Below are 16,139 nucleotides of genomic sequence, written 5' to 3'. Positions count from 1 at the left end.
CCCGGCCCAGATACCCATGCTCGGCTTCCTCACAACGTCAAGATTCGCACAGTGGCGCCCGCGGGCAGCGCGGTGACCTCGGCGGGCACCTCGACGAGCACATCGGCCCACGCCATGCCCGCGATGAGATGGGAACCTGGCCCGGAGATCACCTCGACGCCGTCGTCGGTCCGCAGCCCGCGCAGGTACTGGCGCCTGCCGCTGGGGGAGCGCACCGGGGTGAGCAGCGTGGTCTCGGCGGTGCCTGCCGGGGGCAGCCCGCCCAGCTCGCGCACGACGTCGCGGGCGAAGACCACGTAGGACACCATGGTGCTCACCGGATTACCCGGGAAACTCAGCACCGGAACGCCGTCGACCACGGTGTACCCCTGCGGCCCGCCCGGCTGCACGGCGACCGACCCGAACACCCCGCCCAGCGGCTGCAACACCTCCTTGACGACCTCGAAGTCGCCCTTGGACACCCCGCCGGAGGTACAGACCAGATCGGCGGTGGCCACCGCGGCGCGCAGGACGGCGGTGAACTCGGCGGCGTCGTCGGAGCTGTGCGCCACCTCGAGCACCTCGACCCCGTCGGCCCGCAGCGCCGCGGCCAGGGCGATCCCGTTCGAGTTGTAGATCTGTCCCGGCGCCAGCGCGGTCCCGGCGGGCCGGAGCTCGTCGCCGGTGGTGACGCACACCGCGCGCAGGCGCCGCAGCACGGGCACACTCGGCAGCCCGACCGCCGCCAGCGCGGCGATATGGCGGGGCGCGAGCACGGTCCCGGCGCGGGCCACGAGGTCACCGGCGCGCACATCGGTGCCCGCCTCGCGCACGAACTCGCCCTGGCCGCGGCCGCGCTCGACCACGATCCGGTCGCCGTCCGCCCGCACGTCCTCCACGGGGACCACGCAGTCCGCGCCGGGCGGGATCGGCGCGCCGGTCATCACCTTCAGCGCCGCGCCGCCGGGCAGCGGCGTGGTACCCGGCTTGCCCGCCGCGATCACCCCGGCCACCGGCAGGGTGACGGGCGTGACGGCGACGTCGGCGGCGCGCACCGCGTACCCGTCCATCGCGGAGTTGCGGAACACCGGCAGATCGATCGGGGACAGCACGTCGGCCGACAGCACCCGGCCGAGCGCGTCGGGCACCGGCACCGTGTCGTCGCGGCGATCGGCGAGGGGGGCCAGCAGCGCGGCGACGGTGTCGCGGTACTCGTCGACGCTGCGCGCCGACGCGGTGGCGGGCCGGGAAGTCATGCTGTCAGCCTAATCGCCCAGGGACCGGCGCGAACGTGCCGGACGCCTCACCGCGCGGGCCCGGATCCGGTGAGCGACGAGATCGTGACGGTTCGGCGCTCCGGGCCGTTCCCGCTCGCCCCCACGGGGCATACTGAAGGAATGACGCTGGTCCAAATGGGGATACCCGCTGTGCGATCGGAGCGGCCATCCCTGGACGGCCGGCCCGAGACGCCGCTCCTCGTCGACCGCTTCGGCCGGGTCGCCCGCGACCTGCGCGTCTCCATCACCGAGAAGTGCTCGCTGCGCTGCACCTACTGCATGCCCGAGGAGGGGCTGCCGCCGATCCCGCGCGAGGAACTGCTCAGCGCCGACGAGATCATCCGGCTGGTCACCCTCGCCGTACGGGAGCTGGGCGTGCGCGAGGTGCGCTTCACCGGCGGTGAACCGCTGATGCGGCGGGAGCTCGAGGAGATCATCGCGGGCTGTCACGCCGCGGTGCCCGAGACCCCGCTGGCGATGACGACCAACGGCGTCGGCCTCGAACACCGGGCGCGCGCCCTGGCGAAGGCCGGGCTGAGCCGGGTGAACGTCTCCCTCGACACGGTCGACCGGCTCGATTTCGCCCGCCTGACCCGCCGCGACCGGCTCGAATCGGTGCTCAACGGCATCCGCGCCGCCCGGGACGCCGGGCTGGCCCCGGTGAAGGTGAACGCGGTGCTGATGCGCCAGAACCTCGACGGCGCCGCAGACCTGCTCGCGTGGTGTCTGGCCGAGGAGTGCGAACTGCGGTTCATCGAGGAGATGCCGCTCGACGCCGACCACGAATGGGCCCGCGCCAACATGGTGACGGCCGCCGACCTGCTCGACGTGCTCGGCGAGCGGTTCACCCTCACCGAGGCGGGCCGGTCCGATCCCTCGGCACCCGCCGAGAAGTGGCTCGTCGACGGTGGTCCGGCCACGGTCGGCATCATCGCGACCGTCACCCGCAAGTTCTGCGACAGCTGCGACCGCACCCGCCTCACCGCCGACGGCATGCTGCGCTCGTGCCTGTTCAGCGACCAGGAGTTCGACGTGCGGACGGCGTTGCGCGCAGGCGCGGACGACGACGAGGTCGCCGAGCTGTGGCGCGGTGCGATGTGGCAGAAATGGGCCGGTCACGGCATCGACGCCGCGGGTTTCGTCCCGCCGGAACGCACGATGGGAGCCATCGGTGGTTGAGGTCCGCTACTTCGCCGCGATCGCCGACGCGGTCGGCAAGAACACCGAATCACTCGACCTGCCACCCGGCGCGACGGTCGCCGACCTGCGCGCGACCCTCGCCGCCACCTACGGCTCCGAGATCGACACGCTGGTCGGGGTCTGCGCCTTCCTGATCGGCGACGAGCTCACCCGCGACCCGGCCGCCATGCTGCGTGACCGCGTCGACGTGCTGCCCCCGTTCGCGGGCGGCTAGCAGCGATGGTGCGGAGCGCGGCACCCGATGTCGACACCTACCTCGCCGAACTGCCGGACGAGCGCCGTGCGGCGCTGACCCGCGTCCGCGACCTGTGCCGCGCCGAGCTGCCCGGCTTCACCGAGGTCATGGCCTACGGCATGCCGAATTACGAACGCGACGGCATCGGCGAGATCGCCTTCGCGAGCCAGAAGCAGTACATCTCCTTCTATCTGCTGCGCTCCGACGTGCGCGCCGCCTTCGCCGACCGCCTTGCCCACCACGACATGGGCAAGGGCTGCCTGCGCTTCCGCGACCCGGCGCAGGTCGACTACGACCTGTTACGAGACCTCTTGCGCGCCACCGCTTCCGGTGACGGCGCCGTCATCTGCTGAGCTCAGCGCCACCAGGTGTCGTGCGGGGTCACCGGCACCGTGCGCTTGTGGCGGGTGTTGGTGAAGATCGACTCGAGGCGGGCGGCCACCTCGTCGGTGACGTCCTTGCCCTCGAGATAGTCGTCGATCTCGGCGTAGCGCAGGCCGAGGGCCTCCTCGTCGGGCAGCGCCGGGCGGTCGTCCTCGAGGTCGGCGGTGGGGACCTTGGACCAGACGCTCGACGGCGCACCGAGTTCCTGCAGCAGGGCCGCGCCCTGGCGCTTGGTGAGGCCGGTCAGCGGGGTCAGGTCGACGCCGCCGTCGCCGAACTTGGTGAAGAACCCGGTGACCGCCTCGGCCGCGTGATCGGTGCCGACGACGAGCAGGTTCTCCTGTCCGGCCAGGGCGTACTGGGCGACCATGCGCTCGCGCGCCTTGATGTTGCCGCGCACGAAATCGCGCAGCCGCTCGTGATCGAGCGCGCCGGCCACCTCGGCCGCGACCGCGTCGGCGCCCGGCCGCACGTTCACCACGACCGTCCGGTCGGGGTCGACGAAGTTCAGGGCGACCTGCGCGTCGTGCTCGTCGGCCTGCACGCCGTAGGGCAGCCGCACCGCGAGGAAGGTCGCCTCGGCGCCCTCGGCGCGCAGTTCCTCGGCGGCGAGCTGGCACAGTCTGCCTGCCAGCGAGCTGTCCTGGCCGCCGCTGATGCCGAGCACGAAGCCCTTGGCCGGGGTCGTGCGCAGATAGTCCTTGAGGAAGTCGACGCGACGGCGGACCTCCTGCTTCGGCTCGATCTCCGGCAGCACGCCCAACTCGGCGATGATCTGTTCACGCAGTGTCCCCATGCCGTCTCACTCTACTTGCGCGGCAGGGGAAACGACCCGGCGAACGAGCCATTCCCAGTTGTCGCCGATCTGAGCGGGCGAGTAGCCGAGGATGTCGATCTGGTGAATGACCAGTGCCGCCGACAGGGTCGCCATGAGCGTGTCGGCGATCAGCGAGAGGTCGCCGTCGACCTCGGCGCCGCGCAGCAACAGCGTGATGTGCGCCTTGTGCAGGGCGTAGGGCCCGGCCCCGAAGCGGCCCTTCTCCTCGGCCGCCCGGTGCAGGTCGCCCTCGACCTCGATGTCGAGCAGTCGGGTGCGGCCGAAGGCGATCAGCCGCTCTACCGGGCTCGCCTCGGGGCCGAGTGGGGGCGGTCCGAACATGAACGCCGCCTGGAACTTCTGTTCGGAGTGGTCGAGCAGCGCCAGCATCAGCCCGGTGCGATTGCCGAAGCGGCGGAAGACCGTGCCCTTGCCGACGCCGGCGCGCTTGGCGACCGCGTCCATGGTCAGCCCGCTCGCGCCGTGTTCACGCACGAGCTGCTGGGCGGCGTCGAGCAGCAGGGCCCGGTTGCGGGCGGCGTCGGCCCGTTCGCTCGGCTCGGCGACGGCGGGCTGCGTCGGCCCGATGCGCAGCAGGGGCGCGCCGTCCGGCCGGGGTGTGCTGTACCTCACGCCGCTCACTCGTCCTCCGGGGAAGTAATCGGACTGCGGTCCGGTTATGGTGATTGAACTTCCGATCATCCCATTGAACACACAAGGAGTCGATAATGGCCGAGACCCGCATCCTCACCCTGGTCGGCAGCCTGCGCGCGGGCTCGATCAACCGCCAGCTGGCCGAGACCGCCGTGAAGACCGCCCCCGCCGGTGTCGACATCAGCATCTACGAGGGGCTCGGCGAGATCCCCTTCTACAACGAGGACCTGGACGTCCCCGGTTCGGTGCCCGCGCAGGCCGAGGCGCTGCGCGCCGCCGTCGCCGCGGCCGACGCCGTCCTCCTGGTCACCCCCGAGTACAACGGCACCCTGCCCGCCGTGCTGAAGAACGCCATCGACTGGGCCTCGCGCCCGTACGGCGCCGGTGCGATCAAGGGCAAGCCGGTCGCGGTCGTGAGCGCCTCGATCAGCCCCCGCGCGGCCGAGTGGGCCCATGGTGACGCGGTGAAGTCCGTCGGTGTCGCCGGCGGCGTCGTCGTCGAGGCGGCGCACGCGCGCTTCGGCACGATCGGCGAGCGTTTCGGCCAGACCCACCCCACCGAGGATGCCGAGGCCCTGACCCAGCTCGGCGCGACCGTGCACGAACTGGTCGCCGCCGCTGACGGCAAGCTCGTCTCGGCGTAAGCTGCCTTCTCGACCAGGGGCGTCGCATCCTTCGCGGGTGCGGCGCCCCTGTGCTGTCCGTGGAGTTTGCTGAAGACTCGCCGGGATGCAAAATCGTGATCTGGGCCACTGTTTCCCCAGCGTGTCGATGGCGCGTCCTGGGACTTACCGCGTCGAAATTACATCTGTGCGACTCGCAACACCTTGTGTTGTTCCAATCTGTCGGCCACTAGGTGTAGTGTCTTCGGTACTGGAACACGGTGTCGAGCCACCACTGATCGGGCCCAAGGGAAGGGGTTACGAGCAGGGCTTTCTTCGCCAGATCCAGGAGTTTGCGCAGCATCACCGTTCGTGCATTGCATACGGATCACAGGCTGTGGATCAGGCATAGGAGAGAGGGACTTCAGATGACCATCACCGTGTACACCAAGCCCGCTTGCGTCCAGTGCAACGCCACCTACAAGGCGCTCGACAAGGCCGGGGTGGATTACGACGTCATCGACATCTCCGAGAACGACGAGGCGCGCGACTACGTCATGGCCCTCGGCTACCTGCAGGCGCCGGTCGTCGTCGCCGGTGACGATCACTGGTCGGGCTTCCGTCCCGATCGCATCAAGTCGCTCGCGGTCGCGGCCGCCTAGGACTTCGCCGGAAGGAGGCGTCATGCCCGAGCGGATCACTCCGGGCGGGCTGGTCTACTTCTCCAGCGCTTCGGAGAACACTCGTCGTTTCGTCGAGAAGCTGGGTCTCCCGGCTACTCGGCTACCACTGCACACCGCTGATTCGCTGCGCGTCGACGAACCCTACGTGCTGATCACTCCCACCTACGGGGGTGGTCGGCACGTCATGGGGGGACAACGGTCCGACAAGGACCTCGTACCGCGGCAGGTCGCCAAGTTCCTCAACGACCCGCACAACCGCGCCCTGCTGCGCGGGGTGATCGCGGCCGGCAACACGAACTTCGGCGATACCTATTGCGCTGCGGGCGACATCATCTCGCGCAAATGCGGGGTGCCGTACCTGTATCGCTTCGAACTCATGGGAACCGCTGAGGACGTCGCGCGCGTCCGAGAGGGATTGGGATTGTTTTGGCAACAGCAACCACAGCACCGGCAGGCAAGACAGCCCGCCTAGAGCAGTCCGCCGCCCGCGGCGAGGCGGTCGAGGTTCTGGACTACCACGCTCTCAACGCGATGCTGAACCTGTACGGCCCGAACGGCGAGATCCAGTTCGACAAGGACCGCGAGGCCGCGCACCAGTACTTCCTGCAGCACGTCAACCAGAACACGGTCTTCTTCCACAATCTCGACGAGAAGCTGGACTACCTGGTCAAGGAGAACTACTACGAGACCGAGGTGCTCGACCAGTACTCCCGCGAGTACATCAAGGCTCTGTTCCAGCAGGCCTACGCCAAGAAGTTCCGGTTCCCGACCTTCCTCGGCGCGTTCAAGTACTACACCTCGTACACGCTCAAGACCTTCGACGGCAAGCGCTACCTGGAGCGGTTCGAGGACCGCGTCGTCATGGTCGCGCTGACGCTGGCCGCCGGCGACGAGACGCTGGCGAGCAAGCTGGTCGACGAGATCATCGACGGCCGCTTCCAGCCCGCCACCCCCACCTTCCTCAACTCCGGCAAGAAGCAGCGCGGCGAGCCCGTGTCCTGCTTCCTGCTGCGCATCGAGGACAACATGGAGTCGATCGGCCGCTCGATCAACTCCGCGCTGCAGCTGTCCAAGCGCGGCGGCGGTGTCGCATTGCTGCTCAGCAACATCCGTGAGCACGGCGCGCCGATCAAGAAGATCGAGAACCAGAGCTCGGGTGTCATCCCGATCATGAAGCTGCTCGAGGACTCGTTCTCCTACGCCAACCAGCTGGGCGCGCGCCAGGGTGCCGGCGCGGTGTACCTGCACGCGCACCACCCCGACATCTACCGCTTCCTCGACACCAAGCGGGAGAACGCGGACGAGAAGATCCGCATCAAGACGCTCTCGCTGGGCGTGGTGATCCCCGACATCACCTTCGAGCTGGCGAAGAAGAACGAGGACATGTACCTGTTCTCGCCGTACGATGTCGAGCGCATCTACGGCAAGCCGTTCGCCGATGTCGACGTCACCGAGAAGTACTACGAGATGGTCGACGACAAGCGCATCCGCAAGTCGAAGATCAAGGCGCGCGAGTTCTTCCAGACCATCGCCGAGCTGCAGTTCGAGTCGGGCTACCCGTACATCATGTTCGAGGACACGGTGAACCGGGCCAACCCGATCAAGGGCAAGATCACCCACTCGAACCTGTGCTCGGAGATCCTGCAGGTCTCCACGCCCTCGGAGTTCAACGACGACCTGTCCTACTCGAAGGTCGGCAAGGACATCTCCTGCAACCTGGGGTCGCTCAACATCGCCAAGGCGATGGACTCCCCGGACTTCGGCCAGACCATCGAGACCTCGATCCGCGCCCTGACCGCGGTGTCGGACCAGACCCACATCTACTCGGTGCCCTCGATCGAGCAGGGCAACAACGAGTCCCATGCCATCGGCCTCGGCCAGATGAACCTGCACGGGTACCTGGCGCGCGAGCGGGTGCACTACGGGTCCGAAGAGGGCATCGACTTCACCAACATGTACTTCTACACCGTCGTCTACCACGCGATCCGGGCCTCGAACCTGATTGCGAAGGAGCGCGGCACCGCGTTCGGCGGCTTCGCCGAGTCCAAGTACGCCAGCGGCGAGTACTTCGACAAGTACACCGACCAGGTGTGGGAGCCCAAGACGGAGAAGGTGCGTCAGCTCTTCGCCGACGCGGGCGTGCACATCCCCACCCAGGACGATTGGCGTGAGCTGAAGGCGAAGGTGCAGGAGTTCGGCATCTACAACCAGAACCTGCAGGCCGTCCCGCCGACCGGTTCGATCTCCTACATCAACCACTCCACCAGCTCGATCCACCCGGTGGCGTCGAAGATCGAGATCCGCAAGGAAGGCAAGATCGGCCGCGTCTACTACCCGGCCCCGTATCTCACCAACGACAACCTCGAGTACTACGAGGACGCCTACGAGATCGGCTACGAGAAGATCATCGACACCTACGCCGCGGCCACCCAGCACGTGGACCAGGGCCTGTCGCTGACTCTGTTCTTCAAGGACACCGTCACCACCCGCGACCTGAACAAGGCCCAGATCTACGCCTGGCGCAAGGGCATCAAGACGCTCTACTACATCCGCCTGCGCCAGATGGCCCTGGAGGGCACCGAGGTCGAGGGCTGCGTGTCCTGCATGCTGTGAGCTGAAAACCCGTCGAAAAGGGCGGTCCCCTTGGGGGCCGCCCTTTTTCGCGTCAGCTGAAGGTGCCGAAGAGGTCGAAGCAGGACCAGCCGCCGCGGAACCACTGGACGATCAGCTGCCACAGTGACGGGTAGGTGCCGTCGGCGTTGCGCAGTCGCAGGCCGAACGAGCACTTACCGATCGTCGTGCGGGTGTAGCGCTGGACCGCTGTGCGGTGCAGGAAGGACGCACCGAGCCAGGCCGCGAGGCCGTAGAGGACGGCGGTGGTGCCGGTGGCGATGTACCACGCGGTCAGACCGATCGCGGCGTGCAGTGCCATGTCGATGAGGAAGGCGGGGATGACGCCGGTCTCGGACCCGTCGGAAGTGGTTCCGGTGCGGATGAATTCGTCCTTCGGCGGGGTGGGCTCGGCGCTCTCGGCGGCGACGTACCTCAGGTGGCCTTCGGCGTCGCGCTCGTAGGCGCCGGTCCTCGTCGCGCGTCGGGGCGGTGCTGCGTAGGTCATGGGAGTCAGCGTGCGGTACTCCGCTTAACGAACACCCGGTGTCGACCTTGTGTGGCACCGCGATCGCGCTGTGCACCCAAGCCCGCTCGTAATACGAACACAGTCGGAGACAGTCGGCGCCGGAACGAGTCGCTCAGCCCGCCGAGCCGGTCGACCAGGGGAATCCGGACGCCGATCCGCTTCCGCCGGAACCGGTTCCGCCGGTCGGCAGGTCCGCACCGGCCGATCCCGGCCGGTGGATGCGGACGGTGACCGGCTCGGTGCCGTCGGCCTCCACGGTGACGATTCGCGCGCCCGCCGGCGAGGTGACCCGGCCGCCGATGACCTGCACCTCGTAGGTCTCGGGATGCGCCAGGTCGGAGACATAGATCTCGGTCGGCGCCGCAGCGGTACGTGGACGGTAGCGGTAGGCGAAATCTCCTGTGCCGGAATCGAACACCATCGCCTCGGGTGTACCTGCCGTGGCTCGCGGATAGGTGCGGACCAGCTCGCGGCCGAGGTCGCCGCGGAACGGATCGCCCTCGCCGGAGCTGTAGTGCCAGTAGTGCCAGCCGACGAACCGCTCGTCGGCGCGGGTGGTGGTGTTGCGCAGGACGGTCGGATCGCCGTCGCCGAATTCGGTGACGAGGGTGGGGATGTCGGTGCGCGCGGTGAAGGCGTCGATATTGGCCCAGGTCTTGTCCTGCTGTACCGAACACACCGCGCGCAGTTCCTCGGGCAGACCGAGGTAGATGGCGAGCTGGCTCGGAATGCAGTAGTCATGCGGCGAGAACACGATATTCGGGCTCGTGATCGGCGGGTTCTTGCCGAGATGGCTGGGCATGGTCTCGTTCCAGGTGACGTTCGGTTCCCAGAACACCGGCACCGAGGCGGAGCGGGCGCGGACCGCGTCGGTCAATCGTTGCAGTGCCCGTTGGTATTTCGCGTCGAACTCGGGGCAGCCGTGGGGGAAGCAGGTGAGAAACGGTGAGCCGGGCCATGGTTCGTTGAGCAGTTCGATGCCGAGGACACTCGGGCGGCCGTCCATCCGCTCGGCGAGCGCGCCGAGCGCGTTTCCGAGGTGGTCGAGCACGCCGTGGGTGTTGTTCCACACCTCGTCCCAGCCCGCGTTCATGCTCGGCATCAGGTAGTACAGGGGAAAGCCGGGGTTCGGTTCGTCCGCGCCGGGTCGCGCCCGAATCGCCCACTCCGGGAAGCCGTTTCCGCCCCAGATTTCCGACAGTCCGTCCTGGTGATTGTCGAGCAGCGTGTAGATGCCGTGCGCCGCGAGGGTGTCCACCACCTGCTCGACGCGCTCCAGATAGGCGGTGTCGACCACGCCTTCGGTGGGCATCAAGCCGTCGAACGACACGCCCAGCCGCACGGTGTTGAACCCGTGCCGGGCGAGGATCGCGGCGGCGGAATCGGTGAGGGTGAACCCGTCGCCGGGCATCAGGTACGGGGCGTCCTTGTCGACATTGTTCACCCCGTGCAGCAAGACCGTCCGGCCGTGGCTGTCGACCAGGGACGCCCCTTGCGCCCGCAACGTCGGCAGGTTCGGCGCCGGGTCCGCACCGACCGTTGCGCCGCTTCCGGCCGCGACCCCGGCCACCAGTGCCGCCACCACCGTCAACCGTCCGAGCCACAGCGGTCGCCATGTCCGACGAATACCCTTGTCCGCCACGCAATTCCCTCGATCCTCGGATGGACGACCGTTCAATTGAACGATCGTCCAGTTCCGTTGGCGAGAGACCATAGCCGCCACCGGCTGATGTGGTCAAGACCACACCCTCGGCCCGGGAGTGTGCCAGCTCTCCCGGCCGGTGAGTTCGGGGAACGCGATGTCAGCGCAGCGCCGGGATGACCTCGCGTTCGAAGAGCTCGATGCCGGAGGTGTCGTAGGCGGCTTCGGGGAAGTTGAGGATGGCGTAGGCGAGGCCGAGATCCTTGACGGTGGTGAGGCGTTCGACGATCTGCTCGGGCGTGCCGACGGCGGCGCTGTTGTCGAACAGTTCGTGCACGCGGATCTTGGCCTCGTCGGCGCCGAGGAACGGGGTGTAGCGGTCGATCACGGTCGAGAGTCGTTCCTGGACTTCGGATTCGGTGCTGCCGACGATCGCGTTGAAGTTGGAGCTGCGGGTGATGGCGGCGAAATCGGTGCCCACCTCGGCGCAATGCGCGCGCAGGATGTCGGACTTGCGGGTGAATTCGGCGGGCTCGCCGGAGAAGTTGGTGTAGTTCGCGTGGGTCGCGGCGATGCGCAGCGTCTTCTTCTCGCCGCCGCCGGCGATCCAGATCGGGATGCCGTTCTCCTGCAGCGGCTTCGGGTGCACGATGGCGTCGTCGACCTGGTAGTACTTCCCGTTCAGGGTGGCACGGCCGGTCTGCCAGGCCTGGCGGAAGATCTGGACGCCCTCGTCGAGCCTGCCCAGCCGCTCACCGGCGGAGGGGAAGCCGTAACCGTAAGCGCGCCATTCGTGTTCGTACCAGCCGCCGCCGATGCCCATCTCCACCCGGCCGCCGGAGATCAGGTCGACGGTGGCGGCCACCTTGGCCAGGTAGGCGGGGTTGCGGTAGCTCATGGCGGTACACATCTGGCCGAGCCGAACCCGGGAGGTGCTCGCCGCGAACGCCGACATGAGGGTCCACGCCTCGTGGGTGGCCTCGTTCGTCGGCACCGGCACCGTGTGGAAATGGTCGTACACCCAGATCGATTCCCAATCCGAGCCCGCGTCGAAGCGCTGCGCCAGCTCACGCATCACCGCCCACTGGTCCGCCGGTTCGATGCCGACCAGGTCGAGCCGCCAACCCTGGGGGACGAAGATGCCGAAGCGCACGAGTTTCTCCTCGGTGTGTGGATCTGACGTGAACTGCCCCGCCCACTTTTCCCACCCTCGCGCACCGGCGCAACTATTGGGCGCGGGGCGCGCCGAATCCTGGACCGGCCGTTATTCGCTTGGCGCACCCACCGAAACCAGGCGTCTGGTGGACCGCTTCGACGGCTGGGTGGTCCCGACGCTCGACTGGCGCGCTGTCGAGCGGGTGATCGGCGCTGACCTCGCGGGTCAGGCGTTCGGGTCGCCGTAGGAGGCGGCGATGTCCTTGGAGCTGGGCCAGCGGCTGTAGGTGGGGGACTGCGGCCAGCCCTCGGGGCTGTCCTGCCATTCCTCCTGCCTGCCGTAGGGCAGCGCGTCGACGAGGCCGAAGGTGTAGGCGAGCTGTTCGGTGCCGCGGCCGTCGGTGTGCCAGCTGCGGTAGACGGTGTCGCCGTCGCGCAGGAAGGTGTTCACCGCGAAGCCCGCGCCGGGGCCCGCGCCCATGTCGGCGCCGAAGGGGCTGTCGTGGGTCGAATACCAGGTCATCGTGTTGCCCACCCGGCGCTTGTAGGTCAGCACCTCGTCGATCGGCCCCTGGGTGACGATCACGAAGCGCGCGTCGTAGGCGGCGAGGAAGTCCAGCCGCGCGTACTGGGCGGTCAGGCCGGTGCAGCCGGGGCACTGCCAGGTGTTCCCGTCGGTCCACATGTGGTGGTAGGTGATCAGCTGCGAGTGCCCGTCGAAGACCTCGGCCAGCGAGACGTCGCTGCCGTCCTCGGCTGTCAGCGTGTACGGCGGCAGCTCGACGGCGGGCAGGCGGCGCCGCTGCGCCGCGACGGCGTCGAGTTCGCGGGTCGCTGCCTTCTCCCGCACGCGGAGCTTGTCGAGCTCGGCCTGCCAGGTGTCGTGGTCGACGATCGTCGGCAATGCGGTCATGGTGGACCACCCTTCAATGTCTACGGTGTGCACATTTGATATGTTCACACCGTAGACTTCGCCGGAGAGGAGCGTCAAGGGTTGGCCTACCATCACGGCGACCTCGCCGCCGCCCTGGTCGAGGCGGGCCTGGAGCTCACCAGGTCGGGCGGACCCGAGGCGCTCACGATCCGGGCGGCCACCCGGCGCGTCGGGGTGACGCCCAATGCCGCCTACCGGCACTTTCCCGATCGGCAGGCGCTGTTGCGCGCGGTGTCGGCCGCGATCGAGGCCGCGATGGCGGCTGGTATGGCCGCCGAGCAGGTGCCCGACAGCCCGCGCGCCCGGCTGCGCGCGGTCGGGCGCGGCTACATCGGTTTCGCGCTCGCGGAGCCGGGGTGGTTCGCCGTGGCCTTCTTCGGCGCGGGAGACACCTCGCCCGAATCGGTCCGTGACTCGCCCGCCTACCTCGCGCTGACCGACGCGCTGGACATGATGGTCCACGTCGGCGACCTCGATCCCGCCGCCCGGGCCACCGCCACGTGGAGCTGCTGGTCGACGGTGCACGGCTTCGCCGAACTCGCCCTGCGTGGCCCGCTGCGCCATCTGGACCGGGCCGAACTGTGGCCGCTGGCCGAGCGGGCGGTCGAGACGGTCGTCGCCGGGCTGCCGCATCCACTGTGACGCGGATCACTGTGACCAGTGGTACGTCCGGTAAAGATGAAACAGGGGACCACCGCATGTATTCTGCAGGTGGAAGGGTGTGCCCGCGTGGGTACTCCAAGCGATCTGCATCGGCGATGGCCTGCAGCGACGGCGAGGAGGTGGTGTTGCGATGCGCAGCGAACCCCCCAGTCGAAGGCCGCGCGGCGTCGCCCCTTCGTCCTCGCACTGATTCCCGGCCGGTGAGATCGGCTGTGCGACACGGTCGTGGTGGTCGACGCCCGCGGTGTGCCACACCGTTTCCCGATCCACTCTCGTAGCATTCCCGCGACCTCGTCGTGGGTGTGCGCGCACTCGCGCCAGAGGACTCTCCCATGTCGCAGATCGATCTCATCGAAGCACGTCACGTCACCCCCGACGCGGATTCGCCGCGCCCCGAGCCGACTCCTGTTGTCGCCGAAGATCATTCGGTGACCGAAGCGCTGGAGATCCTGTCGGAGTCGGTGCGCGACATCGTCGAGACCCACCGGGTCGACGGCGCCATGGACTGGCTCGACAACCGCCCGCCGCACGTCATCGCCGACGCGCTCGCCCGCATGGACGCCGTGCAGGCCGGGGTCGTGTTCCGGCTGCTCGACAAGGACCGCGCGATCACCGTGTTCGAGGAGCTCGAGCCGGTCGACCAGCAGCAGATCCTGCAGGGCCTGCGGGAGAAGAGCTTCCGCGATCTCGTCGAGGCGATGGACCCCGACGACCGCGCCCGCATGCTGCACGAGGCGCCGGCGAAGGTGGCCAAGAAGGTCCTGGCCGGACTCAGCCCGCGCGAGCGCCGGATGACCGCCGCGCTGCTCGGCTACCCCGAGGGCTCGGTCGGGCAGTACATGACGCCGGAAGTCGTTGCGCTGCCCGACAATCTGACCGTCGCCCAGGCGCTGAGCTGGGTGCGCGCCAAGGGCGCCAACGCCGAGACGGTGTACACGCTGCCCGTGGTCGACTGCGGTCGCAAGCTCACCGGCATCGTCGAGCTGCGCGAGCTGGTGCTGCACGCGCCCGAGGCCATGGTGTCCGAATTGGTGGTCACCGAACCGGCTTTCGTGCGCGCCACCGATTCCGCCGAGAAGGCCGCGCGCCTGATGAGCTCGACCAACGACATCAACCTGGTCGTCGTCGACAGCGAGGACCGGGTCGTCGGCCTGCTCACCATCGACGACGCGATGGAGGTGCTCGAGGCCGCCGACAGCGAGGACGTGGCCAAGCAGGCCGGTTCGGCGCCGTGGGAGGGCCACTACATGGCCGCCAAGGTGTTCCAGCTGGCGCGCTACCGGGCGCTGTGGCTGATGCTGCTGCTGTTCGCGGCCACGCTGACCGTGAGCGTCACCGACGTGTTCTCGACGACCCTCGAGCAGGCGGCCAGCCTGGCCCTGTTCATCCCGCTGCTGATCGGCGCGGGCGGCAACGCGGGCGCGCAGGCCGCCACCGCGTGTGTGCGCGCGCTGGCCGTGGGCGAGGTGCGGGTCTCGGACCTGTTCAAGGTGATCTGGCGGGAGTGCCGGGTCGGGCTGGTGCTCGGCAGCATGCTCGCGGCGGCGGGGCTGCTGATCGGCACCCTGTTCGTCGGCCCGAAGATCGCGGTCGTCGTGGCGATCACCCTGGTGCTCATCTGCGGCTGGGCGGCCACCATCGGCGGCACGATGCCGTTGCTGGCCAAGAAGTTCCGCATCGACCCGGCCGTGGTGTCGGCGCCGATGGTGACCACCCTGGTCGACGCGACCGGGCTGATCATCTACTTCACGACGGCGAAGCTGGTCCTCGGGATCTGACCCGGCGGGTCAGCCAGGGGGAAACAGGGTGAGGACACGCGCCATCACGTCCTTGGCGACGTCGTCGGTGCTCGCCACGACCTCGACGATGGGCACCCGGCGGCCGAACGCGGTCGATTCGGCGGGCAGCTCCGGCCCGACGGCGGCGGTGTAGATCGGAATCCTGCTGTCGTAGACCGAGACCGAGCGGTGCACGGTGCGGCCGTCGAGGTGCTCCTCGGTGCTGTTGGCGGCCAGGTAGGCGGGAACGCGGTACTCGTAGCCGACGGTGATCTTCTCGCCGCGGTAGCCGAACAGGCACTGGGTCAAGCGTTGGTCGTCGCTGGGTGCGGTGTCGGGCAGTTTCGCGCGGACGGCGCACGGGTCGGCGCCGAGCAGTACGGTCGCGACGGTGTCGGGGGAGGTGCCCTGCGGCGGCGCGGCCCGCCAGCGGTCGAGCATGCCGGGCAGCAGGCCGTCGGCGACCGCGCAGGGATCCTGTCCGGGTGGGGTGGTGAGGCCGAGGTAGAAGGCGGCGCCCGCCGGGAAGTGGGCGGTGGCGCCGCACGAGCGGGGCAGGCCCGCGTCACGGTCGGGGACCAGGCGGATCTGCACGTCGCCGAGGTTCTTGCTGACACCGCGGCCCGGAGTCAGGTCGGGCAGCAGTGTCGCGTGCCAGGTGAGGGTGGTGCCCTCGCCAGGGGCCGCCGAGCCGAGTACCGCGCGGCACGAGTCGAGGCCGACGGTGATGTCGTGGATCTCGGCCAGCGTCGAGAGGGTGTCGCGCGGAATCAGCGCGCACACGTCGATCTGCCTGGTCGCCTGGGCGACGGTCGCGCGCTGCTGCTCGGTCGTGGCGGGCTGCGACCAGAATTCGGGCGGTGGCGCGGGGATCACCGGCGCGGGCGGCGCGGCTTCCGTGGCGGATTCGCTCGCCTCGTCGTCACCGCAGGCGGCACAGCACAGCAACACCGCGGCGGCCAGTACCATCCGACGATTCATCAGCACCCCTGTCCTC

General features: G+C 68.8%; 17 protein-coding genes. 9 read left to right on the top strand and 8 right to left on the bottom strand.

Going from position 1 to position 16,139, the window contains the following annotated elements; genetic code table 11:
• Positions 1-29 precede the first annotated feature (29 nt).
• The gene (gene glp / locus AB0H56_RS11970; RefSeq protein WP_357160941.1) at positions 30-1,235 is read right to left on the bottom strand and encodes a gephyrin-like molybdotransferase Glp; all 1,206 of its coding nucleotides are present in this window, start codon (positions 1,233-1,235) and stop codon (positions 30-32) included.
• A 141-nt stretch (positions 1,236-1,376) separates the two neighbouring features.
• Here glp and moaA point away from each other — a divergent pair, with 141 nt between their 5' ends.
• Genes moaA through AB0H56_RS11955 form a run of 3 tightly spaced genes read left to right on the top strand, consistent with a single transcriptional unit; the run spans position 1,377 to position 3,044 of the window.
• Entirely contained in the window at positions 1,377-2,435 is a 1,059-nt protein-coding gene (gene moaA, locus AB0H56_RS11965; protein WP_357160938.1) for a GTP 3',8-cyclase MoaA, read from the top strand.
• On the top strand, positions 2,428-2,670 hold the full coding sequence (locus tag AB0H56_RS11960) for a MoaD/ThiS family protein (protein WP_357160935.1): 243 nt from the start codon (positions 2,428-2,430) through the stop codon (positions 2,668-2,670). Before moaA ends, AB0H56_RS11960 begins: the two co-directional genes overlap by 8 nt.
• A gap of 5 nt (positions 2,671-2,675) precedes the next feature.
• Complete coding sequence (locus tag AB0H56_RS11955; protein WP_357160932.1) at positions 2,676-3,044, top strand: DUF1801 domain-containing protein; 369 nt, start codon at positions 2,676-2,678, stop codon at positions 3,042-3,044.
• 2 nt (positions 3,045-3,046) lie between these two features.
• Here the strand turns inward: AB0H56_RS11955 and nadE are convergent, their stop codons facing one another.
• Positions 3,047-3,871, bottom strand: a complete 825-nt coding sequence (gene nadE / locus AB0H56_RS11950; protein ID WP_357160929.1) for an ammonia-dependent NAD(+) synthetase — start codon at positions 3,869-3,871, stop codon at positions 3,047-3,049.
• A 6-nt stretch (positions 3,872-3,877) separates the two neighbouring features.
• Entirely contained in the window at positions 3,878-4,534 is a 657-nt protein-coding gene (locus AB0H56_RS11945) for a helix-turn-helix domain-containing protein (protein ID WP_357160926.1), read from the bottom strand.
• A gap of 86 nt (positions 4,535-4,620) precedes the next feature.
• Here AB0H56_RS11945 and AB0H56_RS11940 point away from each other — a divergent pair, with 86 nt between their 5' ends.
• The 4 genes from AB0H56_RS11940 to nrdE all read left to right on the top strand — a co-directional run bounded on the left by AB0H56_RS11940 (position 4,621) and on the right by nrdE (position 8,444).
• Entirely contained in the window at positions 4,621-5,190 is a 570-nt protein-coding gene (locus AB0H56_RS11940) for an NADPH-dependent FMN reductase (RefSeq protein ID WP_357160923.1), read from the top strand.
• Between the two features lie 386 nt (positions 5,191-5,576).
• The gene (nrdH, locus tag AB0H56_RS11935; protein WP_110036239.1) at positions 5,577-5,810 is read left to right on the top strand and encodes a glutaredoxin-like protein NrdH; all 234 of its coding nucleotides are present in this window, start codon (positions 5,577-5,579) and stop codon (positions 5,808-5,810) included.
• 22 nt (positions 5,811-5,832) lie between these two features.
• Positions 5,833-6,303 carry a class Ib ribonucleoside-diphosphate reductase assembly flavoprotein NrdI gene (gene nrdI / locus AB0H56_RS11930; RefSeq protein WP_186817447.1) on the top strand — a complete coding sequence of 157 codons (471 nt, stop codon included), beginning with the start codon at positions 5,833-5,835 and terminating at the stop codon, positions 6,301-6,303.
• Positions 6,304-6,362: 59 nt separating this feature from the next.
• Positions 6,363-8,444, top strand: coding sequence for a class 1b ribonucleoside-diphosphate reductase subunit alpha (nrdE, locus tag AB0H56_RS11925; protein WP_357161266.1), 2,082 nt, complete (start codon positions 6,363-6,365; stop codon positions 8,442-8,444).
• Positions 8,445-8,496: 52 nt separating this feature from the next.
• On the opposite strand, the gene AB0H56_RS11920 is transcribed toward nrdE, so the two are convergent.
• From AB0H56_RS11920 to AB0H56_RS11905, 4 genes are all read right to left on the bottom strand, one after another.
• Positions 8,497-8,949 (bottom strand): RDD family protein, encoded by a 453-nt coding sequence (locus AB0H56_RS11920; protein WP_357160919.1) that lies wholly within the window; start codon positions 8,947-8,949, stop codon positions 8,497-8,499.
• A gap of 133 nt (positions 8,950-9,082) precedes the next feature.
• Positions 9,083-10,552: a cellulase family glycosylhydrolase gene (locus AB0H56_RS11915; protein ID WP_357160916.1), complete on the bottom strand. Its 1,470-nt coding sequence runs from the start codon at positions 10,550-10,552 to the stop codon at positions 9,083-9,085.
• Between the two features lie 220 nt (positions 10,553-10,772).
• Complete coding sequence (locus tag AB0H56_RS11910) at positions 10,773-11,765, bottom strand: LLM class F420-dependent oxidoreductase (RefSeq protein ID WP_357160913.1); 993 nt, start codon at positions 11,763-11,765, stop codon at positions 10,773-10,775.
• 228 nt (positions 11,766-11,993) lie between these two features.
• Complete coding sequence (locus tag AB0H56_RS11905) at positions 11,994-12,680, bottom strand: DUF899 family protein (RefSeq protein ID WP_357160909.1); 687 nt, start codon at positions 12,678-12,680, stop codon at positions 11,994-11,996.
• A gap of 81 nt (positions 12,681-12,761) precedes the next feature.
• On the opposite strand from AB0H56_RS11905, the gene AB0H56_RS11900 reads away from it, so the two are divergent.
• Both AB0H56_RS11900 and mgtE read left to right on the top strand, forming a co-directional pair.
• Positions 12,762-13,343 carry a TetR/AcrR family transcriptional regulator gene (locus AB0H56_RS11900; protein ID WP_357160906.1) on the top strand — a complete coding sequence of 194 codons (582 nt, stop codon included), beginning with the start codon at positions 12,762-12,764 and terminating at the stop codon, positions 13,341-13,343.
• A gap of 353 nt (positions 13,344-13,696) precedes the next feature.
• Positions 13,697-15,142, top strand: coding sequence for a magnesium transporter (gene mgtE / locus AB0H56_RS11895; protein WP_244198095.1), 1,446 nt, complete (start codon positions 13,697-13,699; stop codon positions 15,140-15,142).
• A 9-nt stretch (positions 15,143-15,151) separates the two neighbouring features.
• On the opposite strand, the gene AB0H56_RS11890 is transcribed toward mgtE, so the two are convergent.
• Positions 15,152-16,123: a peptidase gene (locus AB0H56_RS11890; RefSeq protein WP_357160902.1), complete on the bottom strand. Its 972-nt coding sequence runs from the start codon at positions 16,121-16,123 to the stop codon at positions 15,152-15,154.
• Between the last annotated feature and the right edge of the window lie 16 nt (positions 16,124-16,139).

The sequence above is a fragment of the Nocardia sp. NPDC050717 genome, from assembly GCF_040654275.1.
Lineage (GTDB): Bacteria > Actinomycetota > Actinomycetes > Mycobacteriales > Mycobacteriaceae > Nocardia.
Note: the sequence above shows the minus strand (reverse complement) of the source record. Positions and strands in the feature narration are given on the sequence as shown.

Excerpts from the sequence above, each read along its gene's own strand:
- glp (WP_357160941.1), bottom strand. The coding sequence starts at position 1,235 with ATGACTTCCCGGCCCGCCACCGCGTCGGCGCGCAGCGTCGACGAGTAC.
- moaA (WP_357160938.1), top strand. The coding sequence starts at position 1,377 with ATGACGCTGGTCCAAATGGGGATACCCGCTGTGCGATCGGAGCGGCCA.
- AB0H56_RS11955 (WP_357160932.1), top strand. The coding sequence starts at position 2,676 with ATGGTGCGGAGCGCGGCACCCGATGTCGACACCTACCTCGCCGAACTG.
- nadE (WP_357160929.1), bottom strand. The coding sequence starts at position 3,871 with ATGGGGACACTGCGTGAACAGATCATCGCCGAGTTGGGCGTGCTGCCG.
- AB0H56_RS11940 (WP_357160923.1), top strand. The coding sequence starts at position 4,621 with ATGGCCGAGACCCGCATCCTCACCCTGGTCGGCAGCCTGCGCGCGGGC.
- nrdH (WP_110036239.1), top strand. The coding sequence starts at position 5,577 with ATGACCATCACCGTGTACACCAAGCCCGCTTGCGTCCAGTGCAACGCC.
- nrdI (WP_186817447.1), top strand. The coding sequence starts at position 5,833 with ATGCCCGAGCGGATCACTCCGGGCGGGCTGGTCTACTTCTCCAGCGCT.
- nrdE (WP_357161266.1), top strand. The coding sequence starts at position 6,363 with ATGCTGAACCTGTACGGCCCGAACGGCGAGATCCAGTTCGACAAGGAC.
- AB0H56_RS11920 (WP_357160919.1), bottom strand. The coding sequence starts at position 8,949 with ATGACCTACGCAGCACCGCCCCGACGCGCGACGAGGACCGGCGCCTAC.
- AB0H56_RS11905 (WP_357160909.1), bottom strand. The coding sequence starts at position 12,680 with ATGACCGCATTGCCGACGATCGTCGACCACGACACCTGGCAGGCCGAG.
- mgtE (WP_244198095.1), top strand. The coding sequence starts at position 13,697 with ATGTCGCAGATCGATCTCATCGAAGCACGTCACGTCACCCCCGACGCG.
- AB0H56_RS11890 (WP_357160902.1), bottom strand. The coding sequence starts at position 16,123 with ATGAATCGTCGGATGGTACTGGCCGCCGCGGTGTTGCTGTGCTGTGCC.